The organism is Pontibacter sp. E15-1, from assembly GCF_022601975.1.
Classification (GTDB): Bacteria; Bacteroidota; Bacteroidia; order Cytophagales; family Hymenobacteraceae; genus Pontibacter.
Genome location: NZ_JAKVIR010000015.1, coordinates 102,120 through 127,009, shown reverse-complemented (window position 1 = coordinate 127,009; position 24,890 = coordinate 102,120). Strand labels below are relative to the sequence as shown.

Below are 24,890 nucleotides of genomic sequence, written 5' to 3'. Positions count from 1 at the left end.
ATTAACTAGGCTTCAACGGAAATCTTATCCAATATCTGATTCGAGAAAGCCAGCAAAGATGCCTCCTCGAAGGAACGGGTCAGAAGCTGCAATCCGATAGACAGGCCGTTGGCATCGCGCCCAACCGGTATGGAGATGGCTGGCACGCCCGCAAGTGAGGCCTGAACCGTAAAGATATCAGCCAGGTACATGGCTAACGGATTCGTGGTGTTTTCCCCTACCTTAAAAGCAGTGGTAGGAGCAGTAGGCAAGATAAGAAAATCATATGCCTGAAGCAACTCATCCGTCTTCTCTTTAATTAAACGTCTAACCTTCTGTGCTTTCGTATAATAGGCGTCATAATAATCGGCACTAAGTACAAAAGTGCCCAGCATGATGCGGCGCTGCACTTCGTGGCCAAAGCCCTCAGACCTTGTCTTCTTGTAAAGCGAGGTGAGGTCGGTCACGTTTTCGGAACGGAAGCCATACCGCACGCCATCGTAACGACCCAGGTTTGAGCTTGCTTCAGCCGTTGTTAGGATATAGTAAGTAGGCACGATGTAGTCGAGGTATGGGAAGTCCACGGCCTCCACCTGGTGGCCAGCGTCCTTCAGCATCTCCTTCACGCCCAGAATCGTGTCTTTCACCTCGGCATCCAAACCCTCGCTGTCGAAGCAATCCTGGATATACCCGATCTTATACTTCTTGTCAGCAGAAAGCAACTCGCTATAGGCAGGCACCTCGCGTTGGCTGGCAGTGCTGTCCATACCGTCGGCCCCGGCCATTACCTCTAAAAGCAAGGCAGCGTCGGGCACGTTTTTCGTGATCACGCCAATCTGGTCGAAAGACGAGGCGTACGCGATCAGGCCATAGCGCGAAATGCGGGAGTAGGTCGGCTTAAAGCCCACCACCCCACAAAACGAAGCCGGCTGCCGCACAGACCCGCCTGTATCAGAGCCGATGGAGGCAAGGCACAAATCGGCCTGCACCGCCACCGCGGAACCCCCGGACGAACCGCCCGGCACGCGGGAGGTGTCATCGGCGTTCAGGGCATTGCCAAAGGCAGAGGTCTCATTTGAGGCACCCATGGCAAACTCGTCGCAGTTCTGGCGACCGATGATGATGGCGTCCTCCTGCAAAAGCCGCTCAATTGCCGATGAAGTATACAGAGACTTAAAGCCCTGCAGCATGCGGCTGGAGGCCTGCAAACTGTGGCCTTTGTAAGCAAGCACGTCCTTAATTCCGATCACCATACCAGCCAGCTTTCCGGCATTGCCGGAAGCAAGTTTCTGGTCCACGGTATCGGCCTGAAGGAGCGCCTCTTCCTCAAACACTTCCAAAAACGCGTTAAGTGCCGCCTTTTCCCTGATGTTGTGGAGATAATGTTCTACTAATTGCCGGCATGATACCTGCCCGTCGGCGATGGCAGCACGGATGTCGTGTAAAGAGTTATACTGTCTCAATCTATTTTTGACTTTTTGTCGTCTTTGATGGATTGCTCAAGTTCGTTTTTGATTTCGTTCGTCGCGTCTTTAAACTCGCGGATGCCACGCCCAAAGGAGCGTGCAATGCCCGGAATTTTGTCTGCGCCAAACAACATTAGCACTGCTGTTAACACTACCAGCATTTCGCCTCCTCCAAGGTCCCCCAGGAAAAGAAGCACAGTACCGCCGTACATAGAGCTATTAAACGCTTAATGTGGGATTACTTGGTCGCGCTGTGATTATCGTCCTTCACGGAGTTCTCAATGTCGCTCTTGATTTCTTTCGTCGCGTCTTTGAACTCACGTATACCACGGCCCAGGCCCTTAGCCAGTTCAGGGATGCGCTTAGCACCAAAAAGGAGCAGGATTACAAAAAGGATCAAAAGAATTTCTGTGCCTCCCAAGCCTCCTAAGAATAAGAAAATGTTGTTGATACCCATCTTTTTTCGATTTTAAATGAATGCTACAAAATTAGAGTTAATATTTAAATTAAACCCATAACCGCTTATATAAGTTTAATGTACTGCTTTTTATGCAGATAGCTGCAGCCTGAAACAAAAGAATGCCATACCTGTTCCTATTGGTAGGTACATAACGCGGCAGACGTGTTTTTTCGTGAGCCGCCCGGCAGAAATAACATAGCTCCTGGCTTGTTTCCAAAATATGGAATATTTTCCTGGTTTTATTCCCAAATCAGGAATAAGCATTAGCAAGATAAATAGAAGTGTGCGACAAGTCAAGCACTTACAAACGGATGTGTGTTTGGCACAGCGCTTGTTATGCTATAAAATACAAGCATATACCAAAAGGGTATAAACAGCACGCAGCTGTAGGTGCAAATACCGGAAATTTTCTGGATAGGTATACAGGCTACACGTTTTTAATTTATTTCAAAATAAATTAAGCCGAAACCATAACCTTTTTAATAGATATAAGTATATATATACATATATTATCTAATGGTTTAGAGTGTTGCATTTGTGTTGCATTTGTGAATTGTACATTGTACATTTGAATTAGAAATCACTGCAGGCTTTTGAAGCCGCATTTTGATATAAATATTAAGTTTGTTTTCATAGCTTGGAAAGGCACCCTACACTGTAGGGTGTTTTTTTATTTTATCCTTTCCTTGTTTTCCTTGCCGCCTGCGCACATGTAGCATCCCGCTACTGTTCCAGTTTCTTTCCGATCACATACATAGCGAATCACAATTAAGCTGACACTGGTCGGTATGCCTTAAAATAAAGAAAGCCACAGGGGGTGCGGCTTTCAGGGTGGGGAGGTGTTTAAAGCTGTGCGTTACTTCGGAGCAATCCAGCCTTCGGGGTTCAGGTTTTGCTGGTTCTTCCATACCTGAAACTGCAGGGCGGTTGTGCCGTCGCTGTCAGTGTACACGGTACCGATGGTGTCTTTCATCTTTACCGTTTGCCCCGTCTTCACGCTCACGGATTTCAACTTGGCATACACCGTAAAGTACTCGCCATGCTGCACCATCACGATGTTGTTCATACCGGGCACGGAAGCCACCGTCAGCACAGTACCCTCGAAGATGGCGCGGGCATTGGCCCCCTGTGCAGTCTGGATGTCTACGCCATGGTTTTCGACTACCACGCCCTTCAGCACCGGGTGGTTGTGCCGCCCGAACTTCTGTGAGATAAAGCCGCGCTCCACGGGCCAGGCCAAACGGCCCCTGTTACCCGCAAACGAAGAGGAGATCAGCGCCGCTTCCGGGGTTAGGGTTACTTTGCTGGAACTGCCGCTTGTGGCTTTGCCAGCTGCCCGGGCAGCACGCGCGGCGCGCTCAATTTCTTCCCGCACCAGGTCCGCAATCAGCTTGTCCAGTTTCCGGACAGACTCCTGCCGACTAGCCACTTCCTGTTTCAGGTTGCTCTCCTGCTTGGTCAGCTTCGTAATCACGCTGTCCTGCTGTTGGCGCAGCGAGTGCAGGTTCTTGCTTTCAGCCACTTGCTTGCCGAGAAGGTTCTGCTTCTGCCTTTTCTTCGATTCCAGGATTGTGAGCTGCCCTGTCAGGACGGCTTGCACCTTGTCGATCTGTTCTACTTGTTTCTTGCGGGATTCAGAGTATTGCTGCAGGTAGCGCATGCGCCGCACCAGTTGGTTAAAGGAGTCAGCGGCGAACAGGAACATGAGCTTGTTATAGCTGTTGGCCGTTTTGGAGGCTGCGTACACCATGGTGGCATACTCTTTCTTCAGCCGCTCAAGGTCGTTCTGCAAGGCACCCACAATGCCTTCCGTCTCCTTTACGTCTGACTCAATAAAGTTTATTTCGCGTGAGATGTTGCTGATGACTCCCTTCTGTACCGTGATTTTCTCCTGAATGGCGTTGAGCTGGCCAATAGAAACCTCCTTCTGCTTTTTGGTTTGCTGCAGAATGCGGTTGGCTTCTTTAATACGGCTCAGGTTTTCTTTTTTCTCCTTTTCCAGCTGCGCCTTGCTCTTTTTCTTTTGGGCCTGGGTGGCCAGCGGCAGGCAAAGGAGCAGCAGGAAAAAAGTGAATCTGTAAAGGGCGTTCATCAAGGGGCGGTTCTTCTACTCTAAAGGCTACAAATATGGCAAAACTATACCTGAAGAACCAACAGCCCCGATGATTTAATTGAGGGCAGGGCGTTTGTAATCGGCTGGTACGCTGAACGGAAAGGAGAGTGCCTCATCCGTGACGCTGATGCGGCTGTAGTTGAGCGTGAAGTCTGAGACCTGTCCTTTCTGCAGCACCTGCGCCGCCATGGCATGCGCAAACGGCACCTGGCCTATCTGTGCAAAGCTGTCATACCTCACTGTGATGGTGTTGCCGGTGTTGTTGTCCTGCACGTTCAGTTGCTGCAGCTTGCTGGTCAGGCGGCCAATGAAATAGTCGAAGGTCAGGTTCTGGCGGAGTTGCTGTATATGCTGCATCGCCCCCTCCTCAGAGGCTTTCTCTTTGCCCTGCGACTGATAGTTGCCCAGCAGGATAGACTGGAGTAGTTCAAAGCTCACATCCACCTGCAGTTTGTTGCGCAGAAAAGTATAATCCGACGCCACATACTCTTTGTGCAGCCGATTGATCATATACACGGAGTCCTGCGTCAGCATCATGCGGGCGGCCTCAATGCCGAGGCCCGGCTGCACCGATACCCAGATCACGCTGTCTTTCTTCATCCGGATACTGACGCCGGAGGACAGGTTGTCGTTATTGTCCTTGAGCGTAATCTGCCCTTTGGAGCTGAGGTAATTGAAATCGAGATTGTTGACCTGTATGGTGCCGATACTTTCTGTAGTGGCGGAGGCTGTACCGGGTGCCAACTCTTTTTTGCAGCCTGCCAGCATGACGATGCCCAGCAGGCAGAGCAAAATATGTTTACTCATACAGTTTTTTGTCTTTTATTTTTTTGTCAATAAATGCAGATGCCTCGCCTTTAAGCTTTGCTTTCTGCCACTGGCTCACGGCTTCTTCCTTTTTCCCGAGCTTAAAAAGCACATCGCCGTAATGCTCCACTATGGTGGCGTCATCGGAGAGAGCGACCGCCTGCTCCAGGAATTTGCGTGCCTCCGTGTACTTGCCGTTTTTGTAAAGCACCCAGGCATAGGTGTCCAGATAGGTGGGGTTTGTGGGATGCTTGGCTACCAGGCGCTCTGCCATTTCGATGGCTTTGTCCAGGTTTTCATTCCGCAACGACAGGAAATAGCTGTAGTTGTTGAGCACATGCTCATTGTCTTTGTCCTGGGCCAGCACGGCGTCATAGGCAGCGTTTGATTTTTGGAAATCTTTCAAGGAGTTATACCCATCGCCCAGTTGCATGTTAAACTGCACCAGAAGCTCCGGCTCACTGGCCGAAAGCCGTTTCCCGTACTCCAGCGATTTCACGGCTTTGGTAAAGTTCTTTGTAATCAGGTGGCCCGTGCCATTGTAAAACCAGAATACCGCTTGGTTTGGGAAAAGCTCAAGCGCCTGCTCTGAGTGCTGCACCATCGCCTCTTCCTGCGAGAGTTCCGCATCCAGCAAGACAATCTGTTGCCAGATCTTGAAATGGGATTCGTCTAGCTTCACCGCTTTCAGGTAATTGTCCCGGGCGGGCTCTTTCTGGTTCACGATGGTTTGCAGGTCGCCGGCAACGGCATAGGCCTTGGCTTCCTCAGGGTGGGTTTTGATGGTTAAGCTCACCAGTTCCAGTGCCACGGGCTCGATCTCCGGGTTTGGCAGTTGACGTATAAAATCCACCAGAATGCGCACCTTGGTGTCGATGTCCAGCTCCGGGCTGGCGAAAGCAAACTTCACCTCTTCCTCGGCTTTTGCCTTGTTGCCTTTCTGGCGGTTCAGGTCAGAGAGCATGAGGTGCGCAAAGGGATTGTTGGGCTCCATACGAAGCGCCTTGTCCAGGATGGCAATGGCTTCGTCTGGCTTTTTGGAGGCGTTCAGGAGCTCTGCCTGCGCCAGAAAGTAACGTACCTCGCTGGGGTTGGTGGCCAGTAGTTTGTTTCCTTCCTCAATCGCCTTGTCGATGTTCTTCTGGCGGAGGTATATTTGCTGGCGGTTCACGAGCAACTGCTCCATTTCCCCGAAGCGCTTCTCTATGCGGTCATACGTTTTCAGGGCATCGTCAAACCGGGACTGCGACAGGTATAGGTCGGCCAGGTTGAAGAGGTATTCCTCGGAGTTGGGGACATTCCGCAACAGGTCGTTGAAAGCCTGCGCTGCCGCATCGTACTGTTTCTGGCCTGTGTGCAGCTGTGCCACCAGAAGATAGTAATAGGCGTTTTGCTTTTCCAGAAGCACGGCGGCCTTGGCAAAAGGCATGGCGCCCTCCGGATTTTTCAGCTGCAGGTATGTCTCCCCGATCTTGTAGTTGAGCGCGGCGTTGTTGGGGGTAACGGTATAGGCTTTCTGAAAAAGCTGGAGGGCTTGTTGGTAGTCCTCCAGCATAAAATATTTCATCCCATCCAGAAACAAGGCCTCGCTCACCTGCCTGTCGCGCTCCGAGGGCTCCTGCACCTGCGGTGCGGCAACTGTTTCGGTGGCGGCTTTCGCCTTCTTTTTTTTGGAAGACTGGGCGCTGCTTTCGCTGGCGCCTACAAAGGCCAGGCAGCAGGTGGCAAAGAGGATGTTTCTGAATATGGTCATGGTCTACTCTGTAAGCGTGTTGAAGTCGCCGAGGCTGAGATCCGTCGGCCGTCCTTCAAACACAACAAAGTTACCGAGCATTGAGTTTGCAACGTTGCTGTTTTTGAGGGAAGTGTCTTCCTGAATGATCGAGTTGCTTATCACTGAGTTGTAGACATTTGTGTTGTTGCCGATGGAAACGTGCGGGCCCACCACGGAGTTTGTGATGCGGGCGTTCTCACCAATGTATACAGGAGGGATAATTACCGAGTTCTCCAGCTGCGCCGACGAAGCTACTAAGCCTTCCTCATCTTTTATATACTCCAAATAGCGCTGGTTAGTATAAACGGTGGCATTTTTATTTCCGCAGTCGAGCCACTCCGAGATCACGGCAGGTATAAACGTGGTGCCTTTGTTCTTCATGTTCTCCAGCGCGTTTGTCAGCTGGAACTCGCCCTTGTCTTTGATGTCGTTGTCGAGGAGGTACTGCAACTCGCTGCGCAGGTACTCGCCGTCGCGGAAGTAGTAGATGCCGATGATGGCCAGGTCAGACACAAACTGCTCGGGCTTCTCCACGAAATCCGTGATCTGGTTCTGCTCGTTCAGCTTGATCACGCCAAACGGGCGCGGGTCTTCCACGCGCTGCACCCAGATGGTGCCGTCGGCGTTGGTGTCGAGCTTAAAGTCGGCTTTGAAAAGCGTGTCGGCAAACGCTACCACTACCTTGCCCTCCAACGCCTCCTGGGCGCAAAGGATGGCATGCGCCGTGCCCAATGCCTCTTCCTGGTAACAGATCGTGCCTTTGGCGCCAACGGCTTCGGCGATTTTTTTCAGGTTTTGCTCCACCTTCTCGCCGAAGTGGCCGATGATGAAAGCCACTTCCTCAATGGGTTCATGACACACTTTGGCAATGTCCTCTACAAGGCGCTGCACAATGGGTTTGCCCGCAATCGGGATGAGTGGCTTGGGAACAGTAAGGGTGTGGGGGCGCATACGCTTGCCCATGCCTGCCATTGGTATGATGATTCTCATAAGCTGTTTTTATTTTAAGTTCTGAGTTTTGTTTCTCTGCTTTTGTATCGTAATTCGTGTCTCGTTGTTCGTTAATTGATTTTATTTATTATCGGAGAACGATCAACGAGTAACGACACACGAACAACGTCATTTTGTGCCCGTGCTGCCGTAGCCGCCAGCGCCACGCGCTGTGTCCGTCAATTCCTCGGCTTCCTGCCACGCGATGCGCGCGTACTGGGCCACCACCATCTGTGCGATGCGCTCTCCATCCTCCACCACAAATTCCTGATCCGAGAGGTTTACCAGCAGCACCTTAATCTCGCCGCGGTAGTCGGCATCAATGGTGCCCGGGCTGTTCACGATCGAGATGCCGTGCTTGTAGGCCAGGCCGCTGCGGGGGCGTATCTGCGCCTCGTGGCCTTCGGGCAGGGCAATGTGTAAGCCCGTCGGGATGAGGGCGCGCTGCAGTGGCTTCAACGTAACTGGCGCCTCGAGGTTTGCCCGCAGGTCCATGCCGGCAGCATGTATGGTTTGATACGAGGGAAGCGTGTGCTTCGACTTGTTTATAACATGAACCAAAAGGTCATCTTTTTGCATCATCATTCAATATAAGCATTAAAATTTAAGGAACCGCGGGCGCTCCCGCAGCACAACCACTGCACCGAATACAACACAGGTACCCAGGTGGTATGCGTGGCGCAGCCAGAAATTATCAATCTCGACCTCAAGCGCCAGCCATACCAACGCAATCGCAAGGACGATATAGCCCAGGATGGTTTTGACAGGGTAGGGGATGGGGTAGTGCCGGTTGCCCAGCAGGTAGCTGGCTAGCGCCATACTGAAATAACAGAGAAACGTGGCGATGGCCGAGCCCATATACCCCAGCACCGGGATCAGGAGCAGGTTAAAGGTGATGGTGATGGCCGCGCCCCCGAAACTGATGTAGGTGCCATACTTGGTCTTGTCTGTGAGTTTGAACCATACCGAGAGGTTGTAGTATACCCCCAAAAACAGGTTGGCCAGCAACAGCACGGGCACTACCATGATGCCCTCGCGGTAGGCTTCGCTGCGCAGCAGCAGGGCAAAATCCTCTAAATTAACCGAGATAAACAGGAAGATGGCGGCGCAGGCAATCACGAACCACTTCATGATGAGGGCAAACGCCTGCGGGGAGTCTTTCTCCTCGGCCTGCGAGAAGAAAAAAGGCTCGGCGGCGTAGCGGAAGGCCTGTATAGCCAGCGTCATGAAAATGGAGAGCTTGTAGCAGGCGCTGTAAATTCCGACGGCGGCCATGTTGCTCTTGCCGGGGTAAAAGCCCTCGGGCAGCCACTCCTCCAGCAAAATCCGGTCAAGAAGCTCGTTTACCGCCCCTGCCATACCCATCAGCATCAGCGGATAGGCATACACCAGCATGGGGCGCAGCAGCTCCTTGTTCAGCTCAAACCGGAACCGCGAGAACTCTTTCCACAGCATCGGGATAAGGAGGGCATTGGCAACCAGGTTGATCAGGAAAATATAGCCTATCCCGAATTCGGGGTTGTAGAGCTTGCCTACCAACGGCCGTAGTTCCTGCAGGTAATTGCCGTTATAGATGTCGCGGCACAGCACCAGGAAGAACATATTGGCCCCTACGGTGAACAGAATGTTCGCTAGCTTGATAGATGCGAATTTAACCGCCTTGTTCTGGAGCCGAAGCCGTGCGAAAGGTATGGCCACAATGGCGTCGATAGCCAGCACGATGGCGAGCCACACGATATACTCCTGCTGGTCGGGGAAGCCGATATACCTGGCGATTGCCCCGGAAGCCAGTATGAGCAGCATCGTGGACAAAAGGCTGCTGCTCAGGATCAGGCTGAGGACCTGGTTGTAAAGCCTGACTTTGTCGGTGCCGGGCTTGTTGGAGAAGCGGAAATAGGCCGTCTCCATACCATACGTGTACAGGATATTGAAAAAGCCGACAGCGGCGTACAGGTATGAAACCACCCCGTATTCCTCCGGGAGGAACACTTTCGTGTAGATGGGTACGAGCAGGTAATTAAGGGCCCTGCCCACGATACTGCTTAATCCGTAGGCGGCAGTCTGCCCGACCAATTTCTTGGCTATACTCATGTGATGGGGTTGAGAGGCGGGGAGAAGAGGTGGCTTACTTGCCTGTGAAGCTTGCCTTGCGCTTCTCCAGGAACGCGCTGGTGCCCTCTACAAAGTCCTTGGAGGCGCACAAGCGGGCAAAGGCGTTGGCCTCCGTCTGGTAGCCGTTCTCGTCTTTGTTATACACGGCGTTCACGCCTTCGATCACCAGGCCCACGGCCAGCGGGGCCTTGCTCATTATTTTCTGCAGCAACTCCACGCAGCGCGGCATCAGTTCTTCGGGGGCCACCACGTGGTTTACCAGGCCAAGCGCCTTTGCCTCTTCTGCGCCTAGTACGTCGCCGGTCATCATCAGTTCCATGGCTTTGCCCTTACCCACCAACTGCGTCAGGCGCTGGGTGCCGCCATACCCTGGCAACAGGCCCAGGTTTACCTCGGGCTGGCCGAAGCGGGCACCGGTGCTGGCTACGCGCATGTGGCAGGCCATCGCCAGTTCGCAGCCGCCGCCCAGGGCAAAGCCGTTCACGGCGGCAATCACAGGCTTGTTGCAGCGCTCAATCATGCTAAACGCCTCCTGCCCACTCTCGGAAAAGCTGCGGGCGGTTACCTCCGTCAGCTGGGAGATCTCGGCAATGTCGGCTCCTGCGACGAATGCCTTCGGCCCGGCCCCGGTAATGATGACGCCCTGCACGGTTTCGTCGTCATACACTTGTTGCATGGCGCTATGTATCTCATTAATCGTTTCTGAATTCAGTGCGTTTAGCTTGTCTGCCCTGTTGATGGTGATGGTGAGAATGCCATTTTCCTGGCGCAGCAGCAGGTTATTATATATAGTCATAGGTCGATCCTACTCCGGTTAAAAACAAATTTCTTCTTTCGCAAATATAATCATTTCCTCCATTCGGGAAAGCGCTAAATCTGTGGCCCGCCCCAACAGAGGTGCCCGCTAAGGTGGGGAAAGTCTTCCTTATTAGCTAAGTTTGCAGAATCATTTTAACACGAAAGAACACAAGTACATGGCATTTTTTTCAGAATTTAAGAAATTCGCCGTCAAGGGAAACGTCATCGACCTGGCTGTCGGTGTGGTGATTGGCGCTGCTTTCGGCGGTATCACCAAGTCGTTGGTGGATGACATGATCATGCCCCCCTTGGGCCTGCTGATCAGCAACGTGAACTTCTCGCGCCTGCACGTGCTCCTGCGCCAGGCCGTGATCGAAAACGGTGAGGTGATAGAGCCGGCCGTTACCCTCAACTACGGAAACTTCCTGCAGGCCGTCGTTAACTTCCTCATCATCGCGATGGCTATTTTCCTGCTGGTGCGCACCATCAACCGCCTGCGCGAGAAGGAAGCGGCCAAGCCCGCGCCTGCCATCAACAAGCAGGAAGTGCTGCTGGCTGAGATTCGCGACGTGCTGAAAGGACAGCACGATGCCACCCAAACCAGCCCGGAAAACCAAAAAGTAGTATAGCCAAACGCCCGCTCATGTATAATTTTTTACGCAGATCCTTTTTTTGCCTCAGTCTCCTTTTTTGTCTCAGCGCGCACATCTCCGTCGCCCAGCAAGCCGACACCACCAGCCTTTGGGACCTGGGCGGAACCGGTACCGTCAACTTCAGCCAGATCAGCCTGAGTAACTGGGCCGCCGGGGGCCAGAACTCGGTATCGGTGCTGGGCATTGCCAATGCCTTCGCCAATTATGAGCACGGGAAGAACTCCTGGAATAACTCGCTGGACCTGACCTATGGCCTCGTGAAAGTGGAGGACCGGCGCACGCAGAAGAGCGACGACAAAATTGAGCTGAACCTGAAGTACGGCCACCGGGCCTCCCAGAAGTGGTTTTATACCGGCCAGCTAAATATAAAAACGCAGCTGACGCCCACGTATACCGTTACCCGCGACACATTGGTGGCTGCGTTTCTGTCTCCGGCCTATATCCTCACATCGGTGGGTATGGACTACAAGCCCAACAAGAAACTGTCGGTTTTTCTGTCTCCGTTCACGGGCAAGTTTACCGTGGTGAACAACCAGGCCCTGGCCGACCGGGGTGCCTTCGGGGTATCGGCTGCGGAGAAGGGCGTGGAAGGGAACCCGATTCCGGGCACCGGGCAGCGCTTCCGGAAGGAGTTTGGCGGGTATGTGAACGTGCGTTACAAGAATGAGATCCTGCAGAACGTCACGCTGCAGTCAAAGCTCGACCTATTTACCAACTACCTCCGGGACCCCCAGAATGTGGACGTGGCCCTGGAGAACCTCGTGAACTTCAAGGTCAACAAATTTATATCCGCCACATTGTTTGTTCATATGATCTATGATGATGATATTAAGATACGCCTCGACCGGAACGACGACGGAAAGGTAGATGGCAGGGGGCCGCGGCTGCAGGTGAAGCAGACACTGGGCATCGGGCTTTCATATAATTTCAAGTAGGCGAACTTTTGCCTCGGAACCGCGTGTTTAGGGGAAGTACAATTTTATTTGCAAAATAAACGTTATATTTCTGACCAAGAACGAGGCTGCTATGAAGAAATTACCCCTGCTGTTGTTATTCCTAGGAATTGTGTTTTTCTACACGGAGGCGAACGCCCAGACATCTCAGAGCAGCACGGTTTCTACCACGGATGAGTACTGGGGAACCGGGAAAGTGGAGACCAAGGCCGCCGCTGCCGATGCGGTGGGCAACCGTTCCGTAGGCTTAGACACCCGCTTTAACACGTATGAAGACGATCGGCGCAAAAGCTTCGACAAGAAAAGAATCGCCAACAGCAAGCGCATGCAGGAAATCCTGAATAAAGAGGAAAAGATGATGAAAAAGCATAAGCGCGATAAGCGGCGGCTCCGCCGACAGCGCCGCGCCCAGTAAACGCTTTCACTAGTATATAAACGGCCTGCCATGGTTTCATGGCAGGCCGTTTTGCGTTTTACCTGAGGTAGCCGCTGCAGGTGTTATTCCGATTTCTCAGTGCAGTCTTATACGTGTGCAGCCCATACCCAGCAAAGCCATCTACACACGTATGCGCCTGCTCCGGGGTATGGGTTGCACGCAAAAACGCCCCGGTAGCTTTGGCTGCCGGGGCGTTTATACTGTTCGTAATTCGCTGCTATACTATAGCGTGCGCTTCACTTCTTTCTCTACGTAAGCCTCGATAATGTCGCCTTCCTGAATATCGTTGTAGTTCTTCAGGCTGATACCACACTCAAAACCTTGTCTCACTTCAGACACATCGTCCTTGAAACGCTTCAGAGCAAGTATCTCGCCGTCCAGCACCACGATGCCATCACGTACCAGTCTCACCTTTGCGTTACGCTGTATGGTTCCGTCAGTCACCATACAACCGGCAATGGTACCCACCTTCGTGATCTTGAACACGTCGCGCACTTCTGCGTTACCCGTGATCTCCTCTTTCAGCGTCGGTGCCAGCATACCTTCCATGGCGTCTTTCACCTCGTTGATCGCGTCGTAGATAATAGAGTAGAGGCGAACGTCGATCTGCTCCTGCTCTGCCAACTTGCGCGCATTCTGCGACGGACGCACCTGGAAACCGATGATGATCGCGTCGGAGGCAGAAGCCAGCAACACGTCTGATTCCGAGATGGCACCCACGCCCTTGTTGATGATGCTCACCTGAACCTCAGGCGTAGACAGTTTCAACAGGGAGTCAGAGAGTGCTTCCACCGAGCCGTCCACGTCACCTTTCACAATCACGTTCAGTTCCTTAAACGTACCGATCGCCAGACGGCGTCCGATCTCATCCAGGGTGATGTGCTTGCGGGTACGCAGGTTCTGCTCGCGCTGTACCTGAGAGCGGTTAGAGGCAATTTCACGCGCCTCACGCTCCGACTCCATCACCAGGAACTTGTCACCGGCCTGCGGCGCACCGTCCAGACCAAGCAACTGCACCGGCGTTGACGGGCCAGCCTCTTTCATTTTCTTGCCGAGGTGGTTGGTCATGGCCTTTACTCTACCGAAGTGAGATCCTGCCAGTACCACATCCCCAATCTTCAGGTTACCCGTCTGAACCAGTACTGTGGCCACATAACCACGTCCTTTGTCCAGGGATGCCTCAATCACGGTACCGATGGCGGCACGCTCTGGGTTGGCTTTCAGCTCAAGCAATTCCGCCTCCAGCAACACTTTCTCCAGCAAATCCGGGATACCAGCGCCTGTTTTGGCCGATACCTCCTGAGACTGGTACTTACCGCCCCATTCTTCCACCAGGAGGTTCATCTGGGCGAGTTCTTCGCGAACTTTATCCGGGTTGGCGCCTGGCTTGTCTATTTTGTTAAGTGCGATGATAATCGGTGAACCGGCCGCCTGCGCGTGGTTGATCGCCTCTTTTGTCTGCGGCATCACCGAGTCGTCTGCGGCAATCACGATGATCACGACATCCGTTACCTTGGCACCACGGGCACGCATCGCCGTAAAGGCCTCGTGACCCGGTGTATCGAGGAAGGTGATGGTGCGGCCGCTCTCCGTCTTCACCTTGTAGGCTCCGATGTGCTGCGTGATACCACCGGCCTCACCGGCTGTCACGTTTGCGTTTCGGATATAATCGAGCAGGGAAGTTTTACCGTGGTCAACGTGACCCATGATTGTGACGATAGGGGCACGCTCTTCCAGGTCTTCCTCGTTGTCCTCTACGATATCCTCCAGTGCCTGCTCGTCTTCTGAGGTGATGAAGTCAACGTCATAGCCGAACTCATCCGCGATGATGGTAATGGCTTCGGCGTCGAGGCGCTGGTTGATAGACACGAACATGCCCAACTGCATACATACCTTGATGACGTCGTTCACACTGATATCCATCAGGGAGGCAAGGTCGTTGGCTGACACGAACTCAGTTACACGCAGTGTCTTAGACTCTGCCTGCTCTGCCATGCGGCGCTCTTCCGTGGCATCGGCAATCGCTGAGCGCTTCTCGCGCCGGTATTTGGCGCGGTTACCGCTGCTGCCTTTACCACCGCTGAGCTTGGCAAGTGTTGCCTTGATCTGCTCCTGGATTTCCTTGTCCGTAACTTCTGCCTTTACAGGCCGGCCAGCCGGGGTATTTGCACGCTGCGGACCTCTGCCGCCGCCTGGCCTAGGAGGGCGCTGTCCGCCGCCGCGCTGCTGCGCTGGCACGGTTGGGCGCTGGTTGCCCTGTCCGGGTCCTTGCTGGGCCCCCTCTGTTCCTACAATAATGCGCTTGCGCTTTTTCTTCTTCCCTTTCTTGTCGTCTGACGACGCCACCGGTTTAGAACCTTTTCTGCGCGACTCTGCTGGCAATTCTATCTTGCCCAACACAGTTAGACCTTTTAGCTGGTCTGCTCTTCCTGAAATCGTTTCTATGCTTTCCTTATTTTCTGGGTTGGTGTCTGCTGCAGGAGTGGCCGGTTGCTGCGGCGCCGTCTCTGGGGCAGATGTTTTAGGTGCTTCAACAGCCGGTTTCTCAGCGGAAGGAGCAGGTGCCTGGGGTTCCGTAGGCTTGGCAGGAGCTTCCGGAGCTTTGGCGCTTACTGGTTCTTCCGGCTTAGGGGCCGGGGCCTGTGGTGCCTCTGGGGCAACGGCCACAGGAGTGTCCTGTACAGGAGGGGCTGGCGCAGCCGGTTGCTCGGGAGCCTTAGGTGCCTCAGCGGCAGGCTCTGCAGCTGGTTTGGCCGCTGGCTCCGGTGCAGCTGCCTCTGCCTTTGGTTCTGGTGCAGGGGCTGGTTGTGGTTGCTTCGGAACCGGGCGTCCTTTGGCGTCCAGTTCTATCTTGCCCAGCACTTTGATGCCGGGTAAGATAGAAGCGGGTTCCTCCTGAGCCGCCGCTGGGGCAGGCTGTGGGGCAGCCGGTGCCTGCGGCGCGTGTTGGCTGGGGTTCTTTATCAGAATATCCTGCTCAGGCTCGCTTGGCTTCTTCGGCTCCTGATGAATCTGTTTGTCTGACTCAATTACCTGGTTGCTCTGCGGCTTCTTGCCAATGTTGATTTCCTCTGCCTCCTGCTTGTCCTGCATAGAAGAAGCATACTCTTTCGTCAGCATACCGAACTGCTCTGCCGTGATTTTGGTCGTAGGCTTGTTGTCCACGTCAAAACCTTTAGCAGAGAGGTACTCTACAATGGTAGAGGTACCAATGTTTAATGTAGTCGCAACCTGTTTGAGCCTCCTTGTTTTTTCTTCTGCCATTTTGTTCTAATATGCTGTCTTTAATTCTAACTAAATAAATATATAGCTGCCTTGCCAGGGAGTAACAGTTGCATCCCGCTATAATTTCTTCAAAATTAAGCGATGGCGGTTCAACTCACAACTATTGGCTGTCTTCTTCTTCTAACTCCTCGCGCAGGATAGAGAGCACATCGTCAATGGTTTCCTCTTCCAGCTCGGTGCGGCGCAGCAGGTCTTCCTTGCTCACGGCCAGCACGCTCTTGGCTGTGTCGAGGCCAATGCGGCGCAGCTCTGCGATTACCCAGTCCTCGATCTCGTCTGTGAACTCTTCCAGGCTGATGTCTTCCTCGTAGCTTTCAGACTCGCGGAACACGTCAATCTCAAGGCCCACCAGGCGGCTGGCAAGCTTAATGTTCTGGCCGCCTTTGCCAATGGCAAGCGACACCTGGTCTGGCTTGAGGAACACCGACACGCGGCCGTTTTCCTCGTCTACTTTCATGCTGCTGATCTTAGCCGGGCTAAGGGCACGCTGTATATACAGCTCCAGGTTTTCGGTATAGTTGATAACGTCGATGTTCTCGTTCTCCAGCTCGCGCACGATGCTGTGGATACGGGAGCCTTTCATACCCACACACGCCCCAACGGGGTCAATGCGGTCATCGAATGACTCTACGGCTACCTTGGCGCGCTCGCCGGGCTCGCGCACGATTTTCTTGATGGCGATCAGGCCGTCGTAGATCTCAGGCACTTCGTTTTCGAACAGGCGCTCCAGGAACGTAGGCGATGTGCGGGAAAGGATGATCTTCGGGTTTCCGTTCACGATCTCCACGCGCTGCACCACGGCTCTCACCACGTCGCCTTTGCGGTAGCGGTCTTTCGGGATCTGCTCCACCTTCGGTATCAGCAGCTCGTTCTCTTCCTGATCAAGCAGCAGCACCTCGCGGTTCCATACCTGGTATACCTCCCCCGAGATCACTTCGCCCACCTGGTCTTTGTACTTCTGGAACACCAGTTCCTTCTCCATGTCCTTGATGCGCTGGATCAGGGTCTGGCGGGCCGTGAGCACGGCGCGGCGGCCGAAGTCTTCCAGCTTCACCTCTTCCGAAACTTCCTCACCTACCTCAAAGTCGGGCTCAATCTTACGGGCGTCCGTAAGGCTGATCTTGTCATGGTCCCAGATGTCCTCGGAGTTGTCGTCCACGATCTCGCGGTTGCGCCATATCTCCAGGTCACCCTTCTCCACGTTCAGAATGATGTCAAAGTTCTCGTCAGTGGACCACTTCTTGCGGATCATGGTGCGGAACACATCCTCCAGGATGCGCATCATGGTCGGACGGTCAATGTTCTTGAATTTCGCAAATTCAGCGAACGACTCGATCAGGACTGAACTGTTCATTATTTTATCATTTAAAAGATATTACAACATTTGCTTTCACAATCTCCCCGAAGGGTATTTGCACAGGCTCATACGTTGCCTTTTTGCCTTTCTGTTTCTTCTCTTCCAGCAGGAGTATGCCTGTTTCGGTCACCTCCTCCAACTTGCCGGTTTTCTCGGTGTCGTCCTGCAGTTTTACTTTCAGGTGGCGGCCAACGTTGCGCTGGTACTGCTTTGGCTGCGTGAGCGGGAAATCCACGCCCGGCGAGCTAACCTCCAGCACATAGCTCACTTCCTCGCCCTCTGTCTCCTCGATCCGCTTGTTGATGCGGCGGCTGATGGTGGCGCACTGCGAGATGGTGATGCCCTGCTCGCCATCGGCCAGCACCACTATTTTGGGGCGCACGGCAGACGCCGACACGGAAACATCCACAATAAACAGATCCGGCTCGGGTAAGCAGGCCTCCGCCATCTCTCGTACAGTTGTTGCAGTAATTGCCATCGCCAAAGGTTAAGAAATAAAGAAGGGGACTCCATGTCCCCTCATCTCCTTTATTAGAAATAATGGCACAAATTTACTACAAAATCCTAAGACAAACAACATGGGGGGCTGCCAAAGCCCTTATTAAATTAGTGTTTTCATCTGTTTCAGGAAAAAAACAGGCGTAAAACGGGGTTTGGCAGGGGGGCTGTCGGCAAACCCTGGGCTGTAACAAAACCAAGGGTGCAATAGTTCGGATAGTGCAAAGCAGCCGGACACGCCGCGTTGCGCCGCAATATATTCTGCCTGCCTGCGTAAGGTAGATACTCTCTTAATTCGTAAGTTTGCTTTTGTGTCGGGAACCTTTAGAAAAATACGCAGGCGTATATGGCTTGTCCTTAACATCGGGGTAGTGCTCTGGGTGCTGGCCGGTGTGCTCAGCCTGCAGGTGCCGCCGCAATCGTTCTGGCCTGCCGGCTTTGTGGCCTTTTCGCTGCCCGGTGCGCTGGTCCTTAACTTCTTCTTTCTTTTATACTGGGCGCTGCGCCGCTCGTGGCTGTTTATGCTGCCGCTGGCCGTGCTGCTGCTCGCCTGGAACTACTATGCCCGCCTGCTGGCCATTAATTTTGAGAAAGAGGTGCCCGAGGGGGCGAACACACTGCAGGTGCTGAGCTTTAACACGCACATGTTTAACGTGTACAGCGATGACGCAGGCGACCAGGGCAGCTCGGTGGAGATGGCAGACTGGATAGCAACCAACCCGGCGGATGTGTACTGCCTGCAGGAGTTTTACAGCAAGCGGAGCTCGGATGTGTACAACACCATCAGCAGGATCGGGGTGCGGTACGACAAGCACCGCTTTTTCTCCGTGTCGCGCACCAGCCGCAAGCGGGGCGACGTGGGCATCGCCATCTTCTCAAAGCACCCGATCATCCACAAAGGCGTGATCAACTTCAGCAACGAGCCGAGCCCGAACCGGGTGGTATGGGTGGACTTGAACGTGGCCGGCGACACGATTCGCGTGTACGCCTCGCACCTGCAGTCCATGAGCATCAAGCGGGAGGACATTGAGGACACGTATTCCTCGCTCTCCAACGAAGACAGCTTTAAGCGCAGGGGCCGGAACCTGGCCAGGCGGCTTCGGGCCGGTTTTGTGGCCCGCGGAGAGCAGGTGGAGATGCTGCTGGACCATGTGCGGGAGTCGCCCTACCGCACGATCGTGTGCGGCGACTTCAACGACATCCCCTTCAGCTATACCTATAACAAGCTGGCCAAAGAGCTCGACAACGCGTTTGTGAAGGCGGGCACGGGGGTAGGCGCCACCTACAACGGGCCGCTTCCGTTCCTGCGCATCGACAACCAGTTTTATACCGACGGGCTGCGGGCGGTTTCCTTTCAGACGCACAACGAAATGGGCCTCTCGGACCATTACCCTATCTCGGCCACGTATGTGGTGGAGCCGCGCGCGGAGGAGGCCCGTTAGGAGATGGAAGGCAATATGAATAGCTTTGGGGTGTTACCCATCGCGCAAAACCAACAAGATACAGCAATGCGACACCTGCGGGTGTGTATACCTGATTAGAACCATGCAACAGAAACTGAACCTATACAACACGCTCACGCGAAAGAAAGAGGTGTTTGAACCCCTGCACCCCCCCATGGTGGGTATGTATGTCTGCGGGCCCACCGTGTATGGCGAGCCGCACCTGGGCCACGCCCGCAGTGCCGTTACCTACGATGTGCTCTACCGCTTCCTGAAATCCCAGGGCTATAAGGTGCGCTACGTGCGCAACGTGACCGATGTGGGGCACCTGGAGAACGATGCCGACGAGGGCGAGGACAAAATTGAGAAACGCGCCAAGTTGGAGCACCTGGAGCCCATGGAGGTGGTGCAGCACTATACCAACATCTACCACGAGGAGCTGCGGAAACTGAACGTGCTGCCCCCGGACATAGAGCCGCGCGCCTCCGGGCATATCATCGAGCAGATCGAGATGATACAGGAGATATTGAACAACGGGCTGGCCTACGAGGCAAACGGATCGGTATACTTCGACGTGAAGGCCTACAACAAGGACCATAACTACGGCAAGCTCTCCGGGCGCAACATCGAGGACCTGCTCGGCAACACCCGCGCCACCGAGGGGCAGGAGGAGAAGCGCTCTCCCGTGGACTTCGCCCTATGGAAGAAAGCCTCGCCCGCCCACATCATGCGCTGGCCCTCGCCCTGGAGCGACGGCTTCCCGGGGTGGCACCTGGAGTGCTCGGCCATGAGCCGCAAGTACCTCGGCACAACCTTTGATATACACGGGGGTGGGCTGGACCTGATGTTCCCGCACCACGAGTGCGAGATTGCGCAGAGCCAGGCCAGCAACAGCCACACCGATGCCGCGCGCTACTGGATCCACAACAACATGATCACGGTGAACGGGCAGAAGATGGGCAAATCGCTGGGCAACTTCATCAACCTGAGCGAGCTGTTCGGCGGCACCCACGAGACACTGGAGCAGGCCTATACCCCCATGACAGTGCGCTTCTTTATTTTGCAGGCGCACTACCGCAGCACCCTCGATTTCAGCAACGAGGCCCTGCAGGCGGCCCGCAAAGGCTATACCAAGCTGATGAACGGCCTGAACATACTCAAGAAGCTGGAGTACCCGGAGGAGACGGAGGCCCTGGCGCCCGACGAAAAGCTGAACCAGGAACTGCTGAAGCTGACCGAGGACTGCTACCGGGGTATGAATGATGACCTGAACACCGCGCGCACCATCGCCTCGCTGTTCAACCTGCTCAAAAAGATCAACAGCCTGAACCTGGGCCAGATCAGCATGGGGCAGCTCTCGCGGGGCACGTTCGATACGGTGCGGGACACCTACCAGGAGCTGGTAACAGATGTGCTGGGGCTGCAGGAAGAGCCGCTGGGAGATATGGAAGAGATGCTGGACCTGGTGCTGCAGTTTTACAAAGAGGCCAAAGAGAACAAGCATTACGACAAGGTCGACACGATTCGGGCGGAGCTCAAAAAGCAAGGCATCGTGATCAAAGACCTGAAAACAGGAATAGATTGGGCTTATGAAGAATAAACTGAACATGCTGGCACTCTTGTTCTGTTGCTCCCTCGCCCTGCACGGCTGCGACTCAGCCGAGAAAGGCGGCGCGCAACAAACAACGGTGGAGGAAATGAAAGAAACGGTGCAGGCACCCGCCTTTAACCCGGACTCTGCCTATGCCCTGATCGCGAAGCAGGTTGCCTTTGGGCCGCGCGTGCCCAACACGGCCGCTCATGAGGCCACTGGCGAGTGGATTGTGGCCAAGCTGAAGGGGTATGGCCTGGAGGTGAAGGAGCAACGGTTTCAGATGGAAGCCTACAATGGCACCACGCTGAACCTGCGCAACATTATCGCCTCGATTAACCCCGGCGCGGCGAACCGCGTGCTGCTGGCCGCCCACTGGGACACGCGCCCGCTGGCAGACAAGGACGAGAAGGAACCGAACACGCCGATAGATGGCGCCAACGACGGCGCGAGCGGGGTCGGTGTACTGTTGGAGATTGCCCGCACCATAAAGGAGGCGCAGCTAAAGCCGGACGTGGGCGTGGACATGATCTTTTTTGATGGGGAGGACTACGGGCAGCCAGACAACAGCGGCTTGTCATACAAGGACGATACCTGGTGCCTGGGCTCGCAGTACTGGAGCAAAAACAAGCATGTGCCGAACTACCGCGCCAAGTATGGGGTGCTGCTGGACATGGTTGGTGCCGAGAACGCCCGCTTTGCCCGCGAAGGCCACTCGATGCAGTTTGCCCGCGAGATCGTGAACAAGGTATGGAAGGCCGGGAACAAGATCGGCTACTCCGATTACTTTAAGTATGTGAATGCCCCGGCCATCATCGACGACCACTACTACGTGAACAGGGTGGGAAACATCCGCATGATCGACATCATTGAGTACAACATGAACAATCCCGACGACTATTTCGGGCCATACCATCACCGTCATACCGACAACATGGACGTGATCAGCAAAAACACCCTGAAAGCGGTTGGCCAGACGCTGCTGCACGTGCTCTACAACGAGTAGCGTACTGCTGCCACGGAGGAAAAAAGGGGGGGAGCCGCAGCTAGCGGCTCCCCCCTTTTTTTATGTTGGGCGCGCGCAGGTTTACCTGATCAGGTGTTCCTGGGCCATTCTGCTTGCCGTCAGCTGTGCAAGCGTTTCGGAGGCTTTCCGGAGGCTGGCCGGGCTGTAAGACCTGGACTGGGCCGACCAGAGCAAGTCCTCCGAGCTGGCATCGTACAGGTTCGTCTCCAAAAAGTAAATCTTCTCCTCGGTGTAGTAGCCGGGGTCGTAGAGGGTGGGGTACCAGTAGGTATAGTAGCCCCGGAACCTGCCATACCAGCCAAACCGCGTTACCGGGGTATAGCCGTATGTGCCCGGCACGTAGCGCGTTTCCGTGTCCTCGTCAATCAGGGCCACCGTCAGGATGGCGTCGTAGTTTTGGTTCTTTATTTTCTGGAGCAGTTGGTTCATATCCGGCCCTCCCTCGCGCACCGTCGGCGGGAACAGGTCGATGCTTCTGGAGGCGGTGATGCCGCGCTGCTGCAACTGCATTTGCATGTCGGTCTCCACGGTTTGCCGGGCGCGGACGTTGTCTGTCAGGGCGGCCACCACAATCTTGTCAAAGTTCTGCGTTCCCGCCTCCGGGTTTTTCCAGGTAGCCGTTATCCTGGTAGTCGGCACGCAGCCATACAACCCCGCCCCAGCCAGCGAGACTGCGAGCAGAAACACCAAAGCACGGCTGGCGAATTTCAGGTTTACTTTCATAATCAGCTTATATATAAGTGGTTGTACTGTTTTGTATAACGTGTGTTTAGTGCTTGTGGTATACCAGTGCGGACTGATTATACCCCATGCCGGCTGCGGAAGGTGGTCGGGAAATGAGGGATGTCCCACACAAATTTCCTGAAGCGTGCGGGGTGTTTTCACGCGGCGTTTGCCGCCGCTGTCTAAGTTTCCGGGAGATTACCGGCTGGCAACGTGCCTTCTTACAGATTGACTGCCGTATAAATGTGTGTCTTTCTAAACTATCACGGTTTTAAAACGCAAGATACATGACGTACGAAAACATTGTTTCGATGCTTGGTGCCGATGCAGAAAGCCTGCTGCAGCACGAGAGCAAAACCTTCCCGAAGGCCCAGCTGCATGTGCCCGGCCCCGACTTTGTAGACAGAATCTTCGCTCAGACGAACCGCAGCCCCCAGGTGCTGCGCAACCTGCAGCAGCTGTTTGGTCACGGCCGCCTTGCCGGCACCGGCTACATCTCCATCCTGCCCGTCGACCAGGGCATCGAGCACACGGCGGGCGCGTCGTTTGCCCCAAACCCGATGTACTTTGACCCCGAGAGTATACTGGCGCTGGCGCTGGAGGGCGGCTGCAACGCCGTGGCCACCACCTTCGGCAACCTGGCCATGATGTCCAGGAAATACGCCCATAAAATCCCGTTCATCGTCAAGATCAACCACAACGAGTTGCTGACCTATCCCACCAAGTACAACCAGATCATGTTCGGCTCTGTGGATGATGCCTGGAACCTGGGGGCCGCCGCCGTGGGGGCTACCATCTACTTCGGCTCTGAGGAGTCGTCGCGGCAGCTCATCGAGGTGTCGGAGGCGTTTGAGCGTGCGCACCAGCTGGGTATGGCCACCATCCTGTGGTGCTATACCCGCAACAGCGCCTTTAAGAAAGACGGCACCGACTACCACGTGGCCGCCGACCTCACGGGGCAGGCCAATCACTTGGGTGTCACCATCCAGGCTGACATCATCAAGCAGAAGCTACCCGAGAACAACGGCGGCTTCACGGCGGTCAGGTTCTCCAAGTCAGACAAGCGGATGTATACCGAGCTGAGCACCAACCACCCCATCGACCTGTGCCGCTACCAGGTGGCCAACTGCTATATGGGCCGCGCGGGCCTGATCAACTCGGGCGGGGCGTCTGAGGGGGCATCGGATATACAGCAGTCCGTCCGCACGGCTGTCATTAACAAGCGCGCGGGCGGTATGGGGCTGATCCTGGGCCGGCGGGCTTTCCAGAGGCCTTTCGCGGAGGGCGTGGATCTGCTGAACGCCGTGCAGGACGTATACCTGGCAAAAGAGATTACTGTGGCGTAATTTGTAGCACAACTGCAGATTATTACATATTTTTGTAGCCTGCCTTTCAAAAGCCTGTTTATAAGGCCCGAAGAGGCAGGTTATATAGTTTTATGCTTTGCTGCCCGCAAGGTATACACCCGAAACTTAAAAGTGCGGCACGCACGCTTTTGTCTATGATGCCTTGGTTTAAAAGAGTCGAAAAAGGAATCCATACCCCCACAGAGGAGAAAAAGGAAACCCCGGATGGGTTATGGTATAAGTGTCCGGAGTGCAAAGCGGTGACCAGTATGGCCGAGCATCGCAAAAGCATGCATACCTGCGTAAAGTGCGATTACCATGACCGGATCGGGTCGGAAGAGTACTTTGCCATTCTTTTTGATGATAACGCGTTCACGGAGCTGGACGAAAACCTGACCTCAGGCGATCCGCTTCACTTCGTCGATTCCAAGCCATACCCGCAGCGCATTGAGGCAACCGAGAAAAAGACGGGCCTGAAAGACGCTGTCCGGACGGCCTACGGCAAGCTGGATGGCCGGGACATCACCATCGCCTGTATGGATTTCGCCTTTATCGGGGGCTCGATGGGCTCGGTGGTAGGGGAGAAGATAGCCCGTGCCATAGACCATGCCCGCGAAACGCGCACCCCGTTCATGATGATTTCCAAGTCGGGCGGGGCCCGGATGATGGAAGCCGGCTTCTCGCTGATGCAGATGGCCAAAACCTCGGCCAAGCTGGCGCTGCTCTCTGAGGAGCGCCTGCCCTATATCTCGATGCTGACAGACCCGACCACCGGCGGCGTAACCGCGTCTTACGCCATGCTGGGCGACTTCAACATCGCGGAGCCCGGAGCCCTGATCGGTTTTGCCGGACCGCGCGTGATCAAGGAAACCATCGGCAAGGATTTGCCCAAGGACTTTCAGAGCGCCGAGTTTGTGCTGGAGCACGGCTTCCTCGACTTTATCGTGGACCGCAAGCAACTGAAGCAAAAGCTGTCGGACCTGCTCCGGATGGTAGCGCCCAAAAGCGTGCCGGCACCCAAGCCCCAGGTAGTTACTCAGGCTTAAATTTATATACCCCCTACAAAAAGCGCGGCCTGCT

22 protein-coding genes are annotated in these 24,890 nt (G+C 54.6%); 8 read left to right on the top strand and 14 right to left on the bottom strand.

Annotation, left to right across the window (positions count from 1 at the left end; genetic code table 11):
- Window positions 1-5: 5 nt before the first annotated feature.
- From gatA to MKJ04_RS12295, 10 genes are all read right to left on the bottom strand, one after another.
- Window positions 6-1,442 carry an Asp-tRNA(Asn)/Glu-tRNA(Gln) amidotransferase subunit GatA gene (gatA, locus tag MKJ04_RS12340; protein ID WP_241641948.1) on the bottom strand — a complete coding sequence of 479 codons (1,437 nt, stop codon included), beginning with the start codon at window positions 1,440-1,442 and terminating at the stop codon, window positions 6-8.
- Window positions 1,439-1,657 (bottom strand): twin-arginine translocase TatA/TatE family subunit, encoded by a 219-nt coding sequence (locus tag MKJ04_RS12335; RefSeq protein ID WP_241641947.1) that lies wholly within the window; start codon window positions 1,655-1,657, stop codon window positions 1,439-1,441. Before MKJ04_RS12335 ends, gatA begins: the two co-directional genes overlap by 4 nt.
- Before the next feature lie 26 nt (window positions 1,658-1,683).
- Complete coding sequence (locus MKJ04_RS12330) at window positions 1,684-1,902, bottom strand: twin-arginine translocase TatA/TatE family subunit (protein ID WP_241641946.1); 219 nt, start codon at window positions 1,900-1,902, stop codon at window positions 1,684-1,686.
- An 859-nt stretch (window positions 1,903-2,761) separates the two neighbouring features.
- Window positions 2,762-3,997 carry a murein hydrolase activator EnvC family protein gene (locus MKJ04_RS12325; protein WP_241641945.1) on the bottom strand — a complete coding sequence of 412 codons (1,236 nt, stop codon included), beginning with the start codon at window positions 3,995-3,997 and terminating at the stop codon, window positions 2,762-2,764.
- Window positions 3,998-4,072: 75 nt separating this feature from the next.
- Complete coding sequence (locus tag MKJ04_RS12320; RefSeq protein ID WP_241641944.1) at window positions 4,073-4,825, bottom strand: DUF4292 domain-containing protein; 753 nt, start codon at window positions 4,823-4,825, stop codon at window positions 4,073-4,075.
- Window positions 4,818-6,578 (bottom strand): tetratricopeptide repeat protein, encoded by a 1,761-nt coding sequence (locus tag MKJ04_RS12315; protein ID WP_241641943.1) that lies wholly within the window; start codon window positions 6,576-6,578, stop codon window positions 4,818-4,820. Before MKJ04_RS12315 ends, MKJ04_RS12320 begins: the two co-directional genes overlap by 8 nt.
- A 3-nt stretch (window positions 6,579-6,581) precedes the next feature.
- The gene (locus MKJ04_RS12310) at window positions 6,582-7,589 is read right to left on the bottom strand and encodes a sugar phosphate nucleotidyltransferase (RefSeq protein ID WP_241641942.1); all 1,008 of its coding nucleotides are present in this window, start codon (window positions 7,587-7,589) and stop codon (window positions 6,582-6,584) included.
- A 129-nt stretch (window positions 7,590-7,718) separates the two neighbouring features.
- A complete protein-coding gene (dut, locus tag MKJ04_RS12305) occupies window positions 7,719-8,168 on the bottom strand; it encodes a dUTP diphosphatase (protein WP_241641969.1) in 450 nt (149 codons plus the stop codon).
- An 18-nt stretch (window positions 8,169-8,186) separates the two neighbouring features.
- Window positions 8,187-9,680, bottom strand: coding sequence for a lipopolysaccharide biosynthesis protein (locus tag MKJ04_RS12300; RefSeq protein WP_241641941.1), 1,494 nt, complete (start codon window positions 9,678-9,680; stop codon window positions 8,187-8,189).
- Window positions 9,681-9,714: 34 nt separating this feature from the next.
- Window positions 9,715-10,497: an enoyl-CoA hydratase/isomerase family protein gene (locus tag MKJ04_RS12295; protein ID WP_241641940.1), complete on the bottom strand. Its 783-nt coding sequence runs from the start codon at window positions 10,495-10,497 to the stop codon at window positions 9,715-9,717.
- 178 nt (window positions 10,498-10,675) lie between these two features.
- Here MKJ04_RS12295 and mscL point away from each other — a divergent pair, with 178 nt between their 5' ends.
- The 3 genes from mscL to MKJ04_RS12280 all read left to right on the top strand — a co-directional run bounded on the left by mscL (window position 10,676) and on the right by MKJ04_RS12280 (window position 12,520).
- Entirely contained in the window at window positions 10,676-11,128 is a 453-nt protein-coding gene (gene mscL, locus MKJ04_RS12290; RefSeq protein ID WP_241641939.1) for a large-conductance mechanosensitive channel protein MscL, read from the top strand.
- A gap of 14 nt (window positions 11,129-11,142) precedes the next feature.
- Window positions 11,143-12,087 (top strand): DUF3078 domain-containing protein, encoded by a 945-nt coding sequence (locus MKJ04_RS12285; protein WP_241641938.1) that lies wholly within the window; start codon window positions 11,143-11,145, stop codon window positions 12,085-12,087.
- A gap of 91 nt (window positions 12,088-12,178) precedes the next feature.
- Window positions 12,179-12,520, top strand: a complete 342-nt coding sequence (locus MKJ04_RS12280) for a hypothetical protein (RefSeq protein ID WP_241641937.1) — start codon at window positions 12,179-12,181, stop codon at window positions 12,518-12,520.
- Between the two features lie 243 nt (window positions 12,521-12,763).
- On the opposite strand, the gene infB is transcribed toward MKJ04_RS12280, so the two are convergent.
- From infB to rimP, 3 genes are all read right to left on the bottom strand, one after another.
- Complete coding sequence (gene infB / locus MKJ04_RS12275; RefSeq protein WP_241641936.1) at window positions 12,764-15,805, bottom strand: translation initiation factor IF-2; 3,042 nt, start codon at window positions 15,803-15,805, stop codon at window positions 12,764-12,766.
- Window positions 15,806-15,926: 121 nt separating this feature from the next.
- Complete coding sequence (nusA, locus tag MKJ04_RS12270; RefSeq protein WP_241641935.1) at window positions 15,927-17,180, bottom strand: transcription termination factor NusA; 1,254 nt, start codon at window positions 17,178-17,180, stop codon at window positions 15,927-15,929.
- 7 nt (window positions 17,181-17,187) lie between these two features.
- Window positions 17,188-17,661 carry a ribosome maturation factor RimP gene (gene rimP, locus MKJ04_RS12265; protein WP_241641934.1) on the bottom strand — a complete coding sequence of 158 codons (474 nt, stop codon included), beginning with the start codon at window positions 17,659-17,661 and terminating at the stop codon, window positions 17,188-17,190.
- A gap of 331 nt (window positions 17,662-17,992) precedes the next feature.
- Here rimP and MKJ04_RS12260 point away from each other — a divergent pair, with 331 nt between their 5' ends.
- From MKJ04_RS12260 to MKJ04_RS12250, 3 genes are all read left to right on the top strand, one after another.
- The gene (locus MKJ04_RS12260) at window positions 17,993-19,123 is read left to right on the top strand and encodes an endonuclease/exonuclease/phosphatase family protein (RefSeq protein WP_241641933.1); all 1,131 of its coding nucleotides are present in this window, start codon (window positions 17,993-17,995) and stop codon (window positions 19,121-19,123) included.
- Window positions 19,124-19,226: 103 nt separating this feature from the next.
- On the top strand, window positions 19,227-20,723 hold the full coding sequence (gene cysS, locus MKJ04_RS12255; protein WP_241641932.1) for a cysteine--tRNA ligase: 1,497 nt from the start codon (window positions 19,227-19,229) through the stop codon (window positions 20,721-20,723).
- A complete protein-coding gene (locus MKJ04_RS12250) occupies window positions 20,713-21,720 on the top strand; it encodes a M28 family peptidase (RefSeq protein WP_241641931.1) in 1,008 nt (335 codons plus the stop codon). Before cysS ends, MKJ04_RS12250 begins: the two co-directional genes overlap by 11 nt.
- Before the next feature lie 81 nt (window positions 21,721-21,801).
- On the opposite strand, the gene MKJ04_RS12245 is transcribed toward MKJ04_RS12250, so the two are convergent.
- The gene (locus tag MKJ04_RS12245) at window positions 21,802-22,464 is read right to left on the bottom strand and encodes a hypothetical protein (protein ID WP_241641930.1); all 663 of its coding nucleotides are present in this window, start codon (window positions 22,462-22,464) and stop codon (window positions 21,802-21,804) included.
- A gap of 287 nt (window positions 22,465-22,751) precedes the next feature.
- Between MKJ04_RS12245 and MKJ04_RS12240 the strand changes: the two genes are divergently transcribed.
- Window positions 22,752-23,810, top strand: a complete 1,059-nt coding sequence (locus MKJ04_RS12240; protein ID WP_241641929.1) for a class I fructose-bisphosphate aldolase — start codon at window positions 22,752-22,754, stop codon at window positions 23,808-23,810.
- A 158-nt stretch (window positions 23,811-23,968) separates the two neighbouring features.
- Window positions 23,969-24,856 (top strand): acetyl-CoA carboxylase, carboxyltransferase subunit beta, encoded by an 888-nt coding sequence (gene accD / locus MKJ04_RS12235; RefSeq protein ID WP_241641968.1) that lies wholly within the window; start codon window positions 23,969-23,971, stop codon window positions 24,854-24,856.
- Window positions 24,857-24,890: the final 34 nt, after the last annotated feature.

Coding starts and splice junctions, on each gene's coding strand:
- MKJ04_RS12250 (WP_241641931.1), top strand. CDS start 20,713: ATGAAGAATAAACTGAACATGCTGGCACTCTTGTTCTGTTGCTCCCTC.
- accD (WP_241641968.1), top strand. CDS start 23,969: ATGCCTTGGTTTAAAAGAGTCGAAAAAGGAATCCATACCCCCACAGAG.
- MKJ04_RS12335 (WP_241641947.1), bottom strand. CDS start 1,657: ATGTACGGCGGTACTGTGCTTCTTTTCCTGGGGGACCTTGGAGGAGGC.
- cysS (WP_241641932.1), top strand. CDS start 19,227: ATGCAACAGAAACTGAACCTATACAACACGCTCACGCGAAAGAAAGAG.
- rimP (WP_241641934.1), bottom strand. CDS start 17,661: ATGGCAATTACTGCAACAACTGTACGAGAGATGGCGGAGGCCTGCTTA.
- MKJ04_RS12320 (WP_241641944.1), bottom strand. CDS start 4,825: ATGAGTAAACATATTTTGCTCTGCCTGCTGGGCATCGTCATGCTGGCA.
- MKJ04_RS12315 (WP_241641943.1), bottom strand. CDS start 6,578: ATGACCATATTCAGAAACATCCTCTTTGCCACCTGCTGCCTGGCCTTT.
- MKJ04_RS12240 (WP_241641929.1), top strand. CDS start 22,752: ATGACGTACGAAAACATTGTTTCGATGCTTGGTGCCGATGCAGAAAGC.
- nusA (WP_241641935.1), bottom strand. CDS start 17,180: ATGAACAGTTCAGTCCTGATCGAGTCGTTCGCTGAATTTGCGAAATTC.
- MKJ04_RS12325 (WP_241641945.1), bottom strand. CDS start 3,997: ATGAACGCCCTTTACAGATTCACTTTTTTCCTGCTGCTCCTTTGCCTG.
- MKJ04_RS12310 (WP_241641942.1), bottom strand. CDS start 7,589: ATGAGAATCATCATACCAATGGCAGGCATGGGCAAGCGTATGCGCCCC.
- mscL (WP_241641939.1), top strand. CDS start 10,676: ATGGCATTTTTTTCAGAATTTAAGAAATTCGCCGTCAAGGGAAACGTC.
- infB (WP_241641936.1), bottom strand. CDS start 15,805: ATGGCAGAAGAAAAAACAAGGAGGCTCAAACAGGTTGCGACTACATTA.
- MKJ04_RS12285 (WP_241641938.1), top strand. CDS start 11,143: ATGTATAATTTTTTACGCAGATCCTTTTTTTGCCTCAGTCTCCTTTTT.
- MKJ04_RS12330 (WP_241641946.1), bottom strand. CDS start 1,902: ATGGGTATCAACAACATTTTCTTATTCTTAGGAGGCTTGGGAGGCACA.
- MKJ04_RS12300 (WP_241641941.1), bottom strand. CDS start 9,680: ATGAGTATAGCCAAGAAATTGGTCGGGCAGACTGCCGCCTACGGATTA.
- MKJ04_RS12245 (WP_241641930.1), bottom strand. CDS start 22,464: ATGAAAGTAAACCTGAAATTCGCCAGCCGTGCTTTGGTGTTTCTGCTC.
- dut (WP_241641969.1), bottom strand. CDS start 8,168: ATGCAAAAAGATGACCTTTTGGTTCATGTTATAAACAAGTCGAAGCAC.
- MKJ04_RS12280 (WP_241641937.1), top strand. CDS start 12,179: ATGAAGAAATTACCCCTGCTGTTGTTATTCCTAGGAATTGTGTTTTTC.
- MKJ04_RS12295 (WP_241641940.1), bottom strand. CDS start 10,497: ATGACTATATATAATAACCTGCTGCTGCGCCAGGAAAATGGCATTCTC.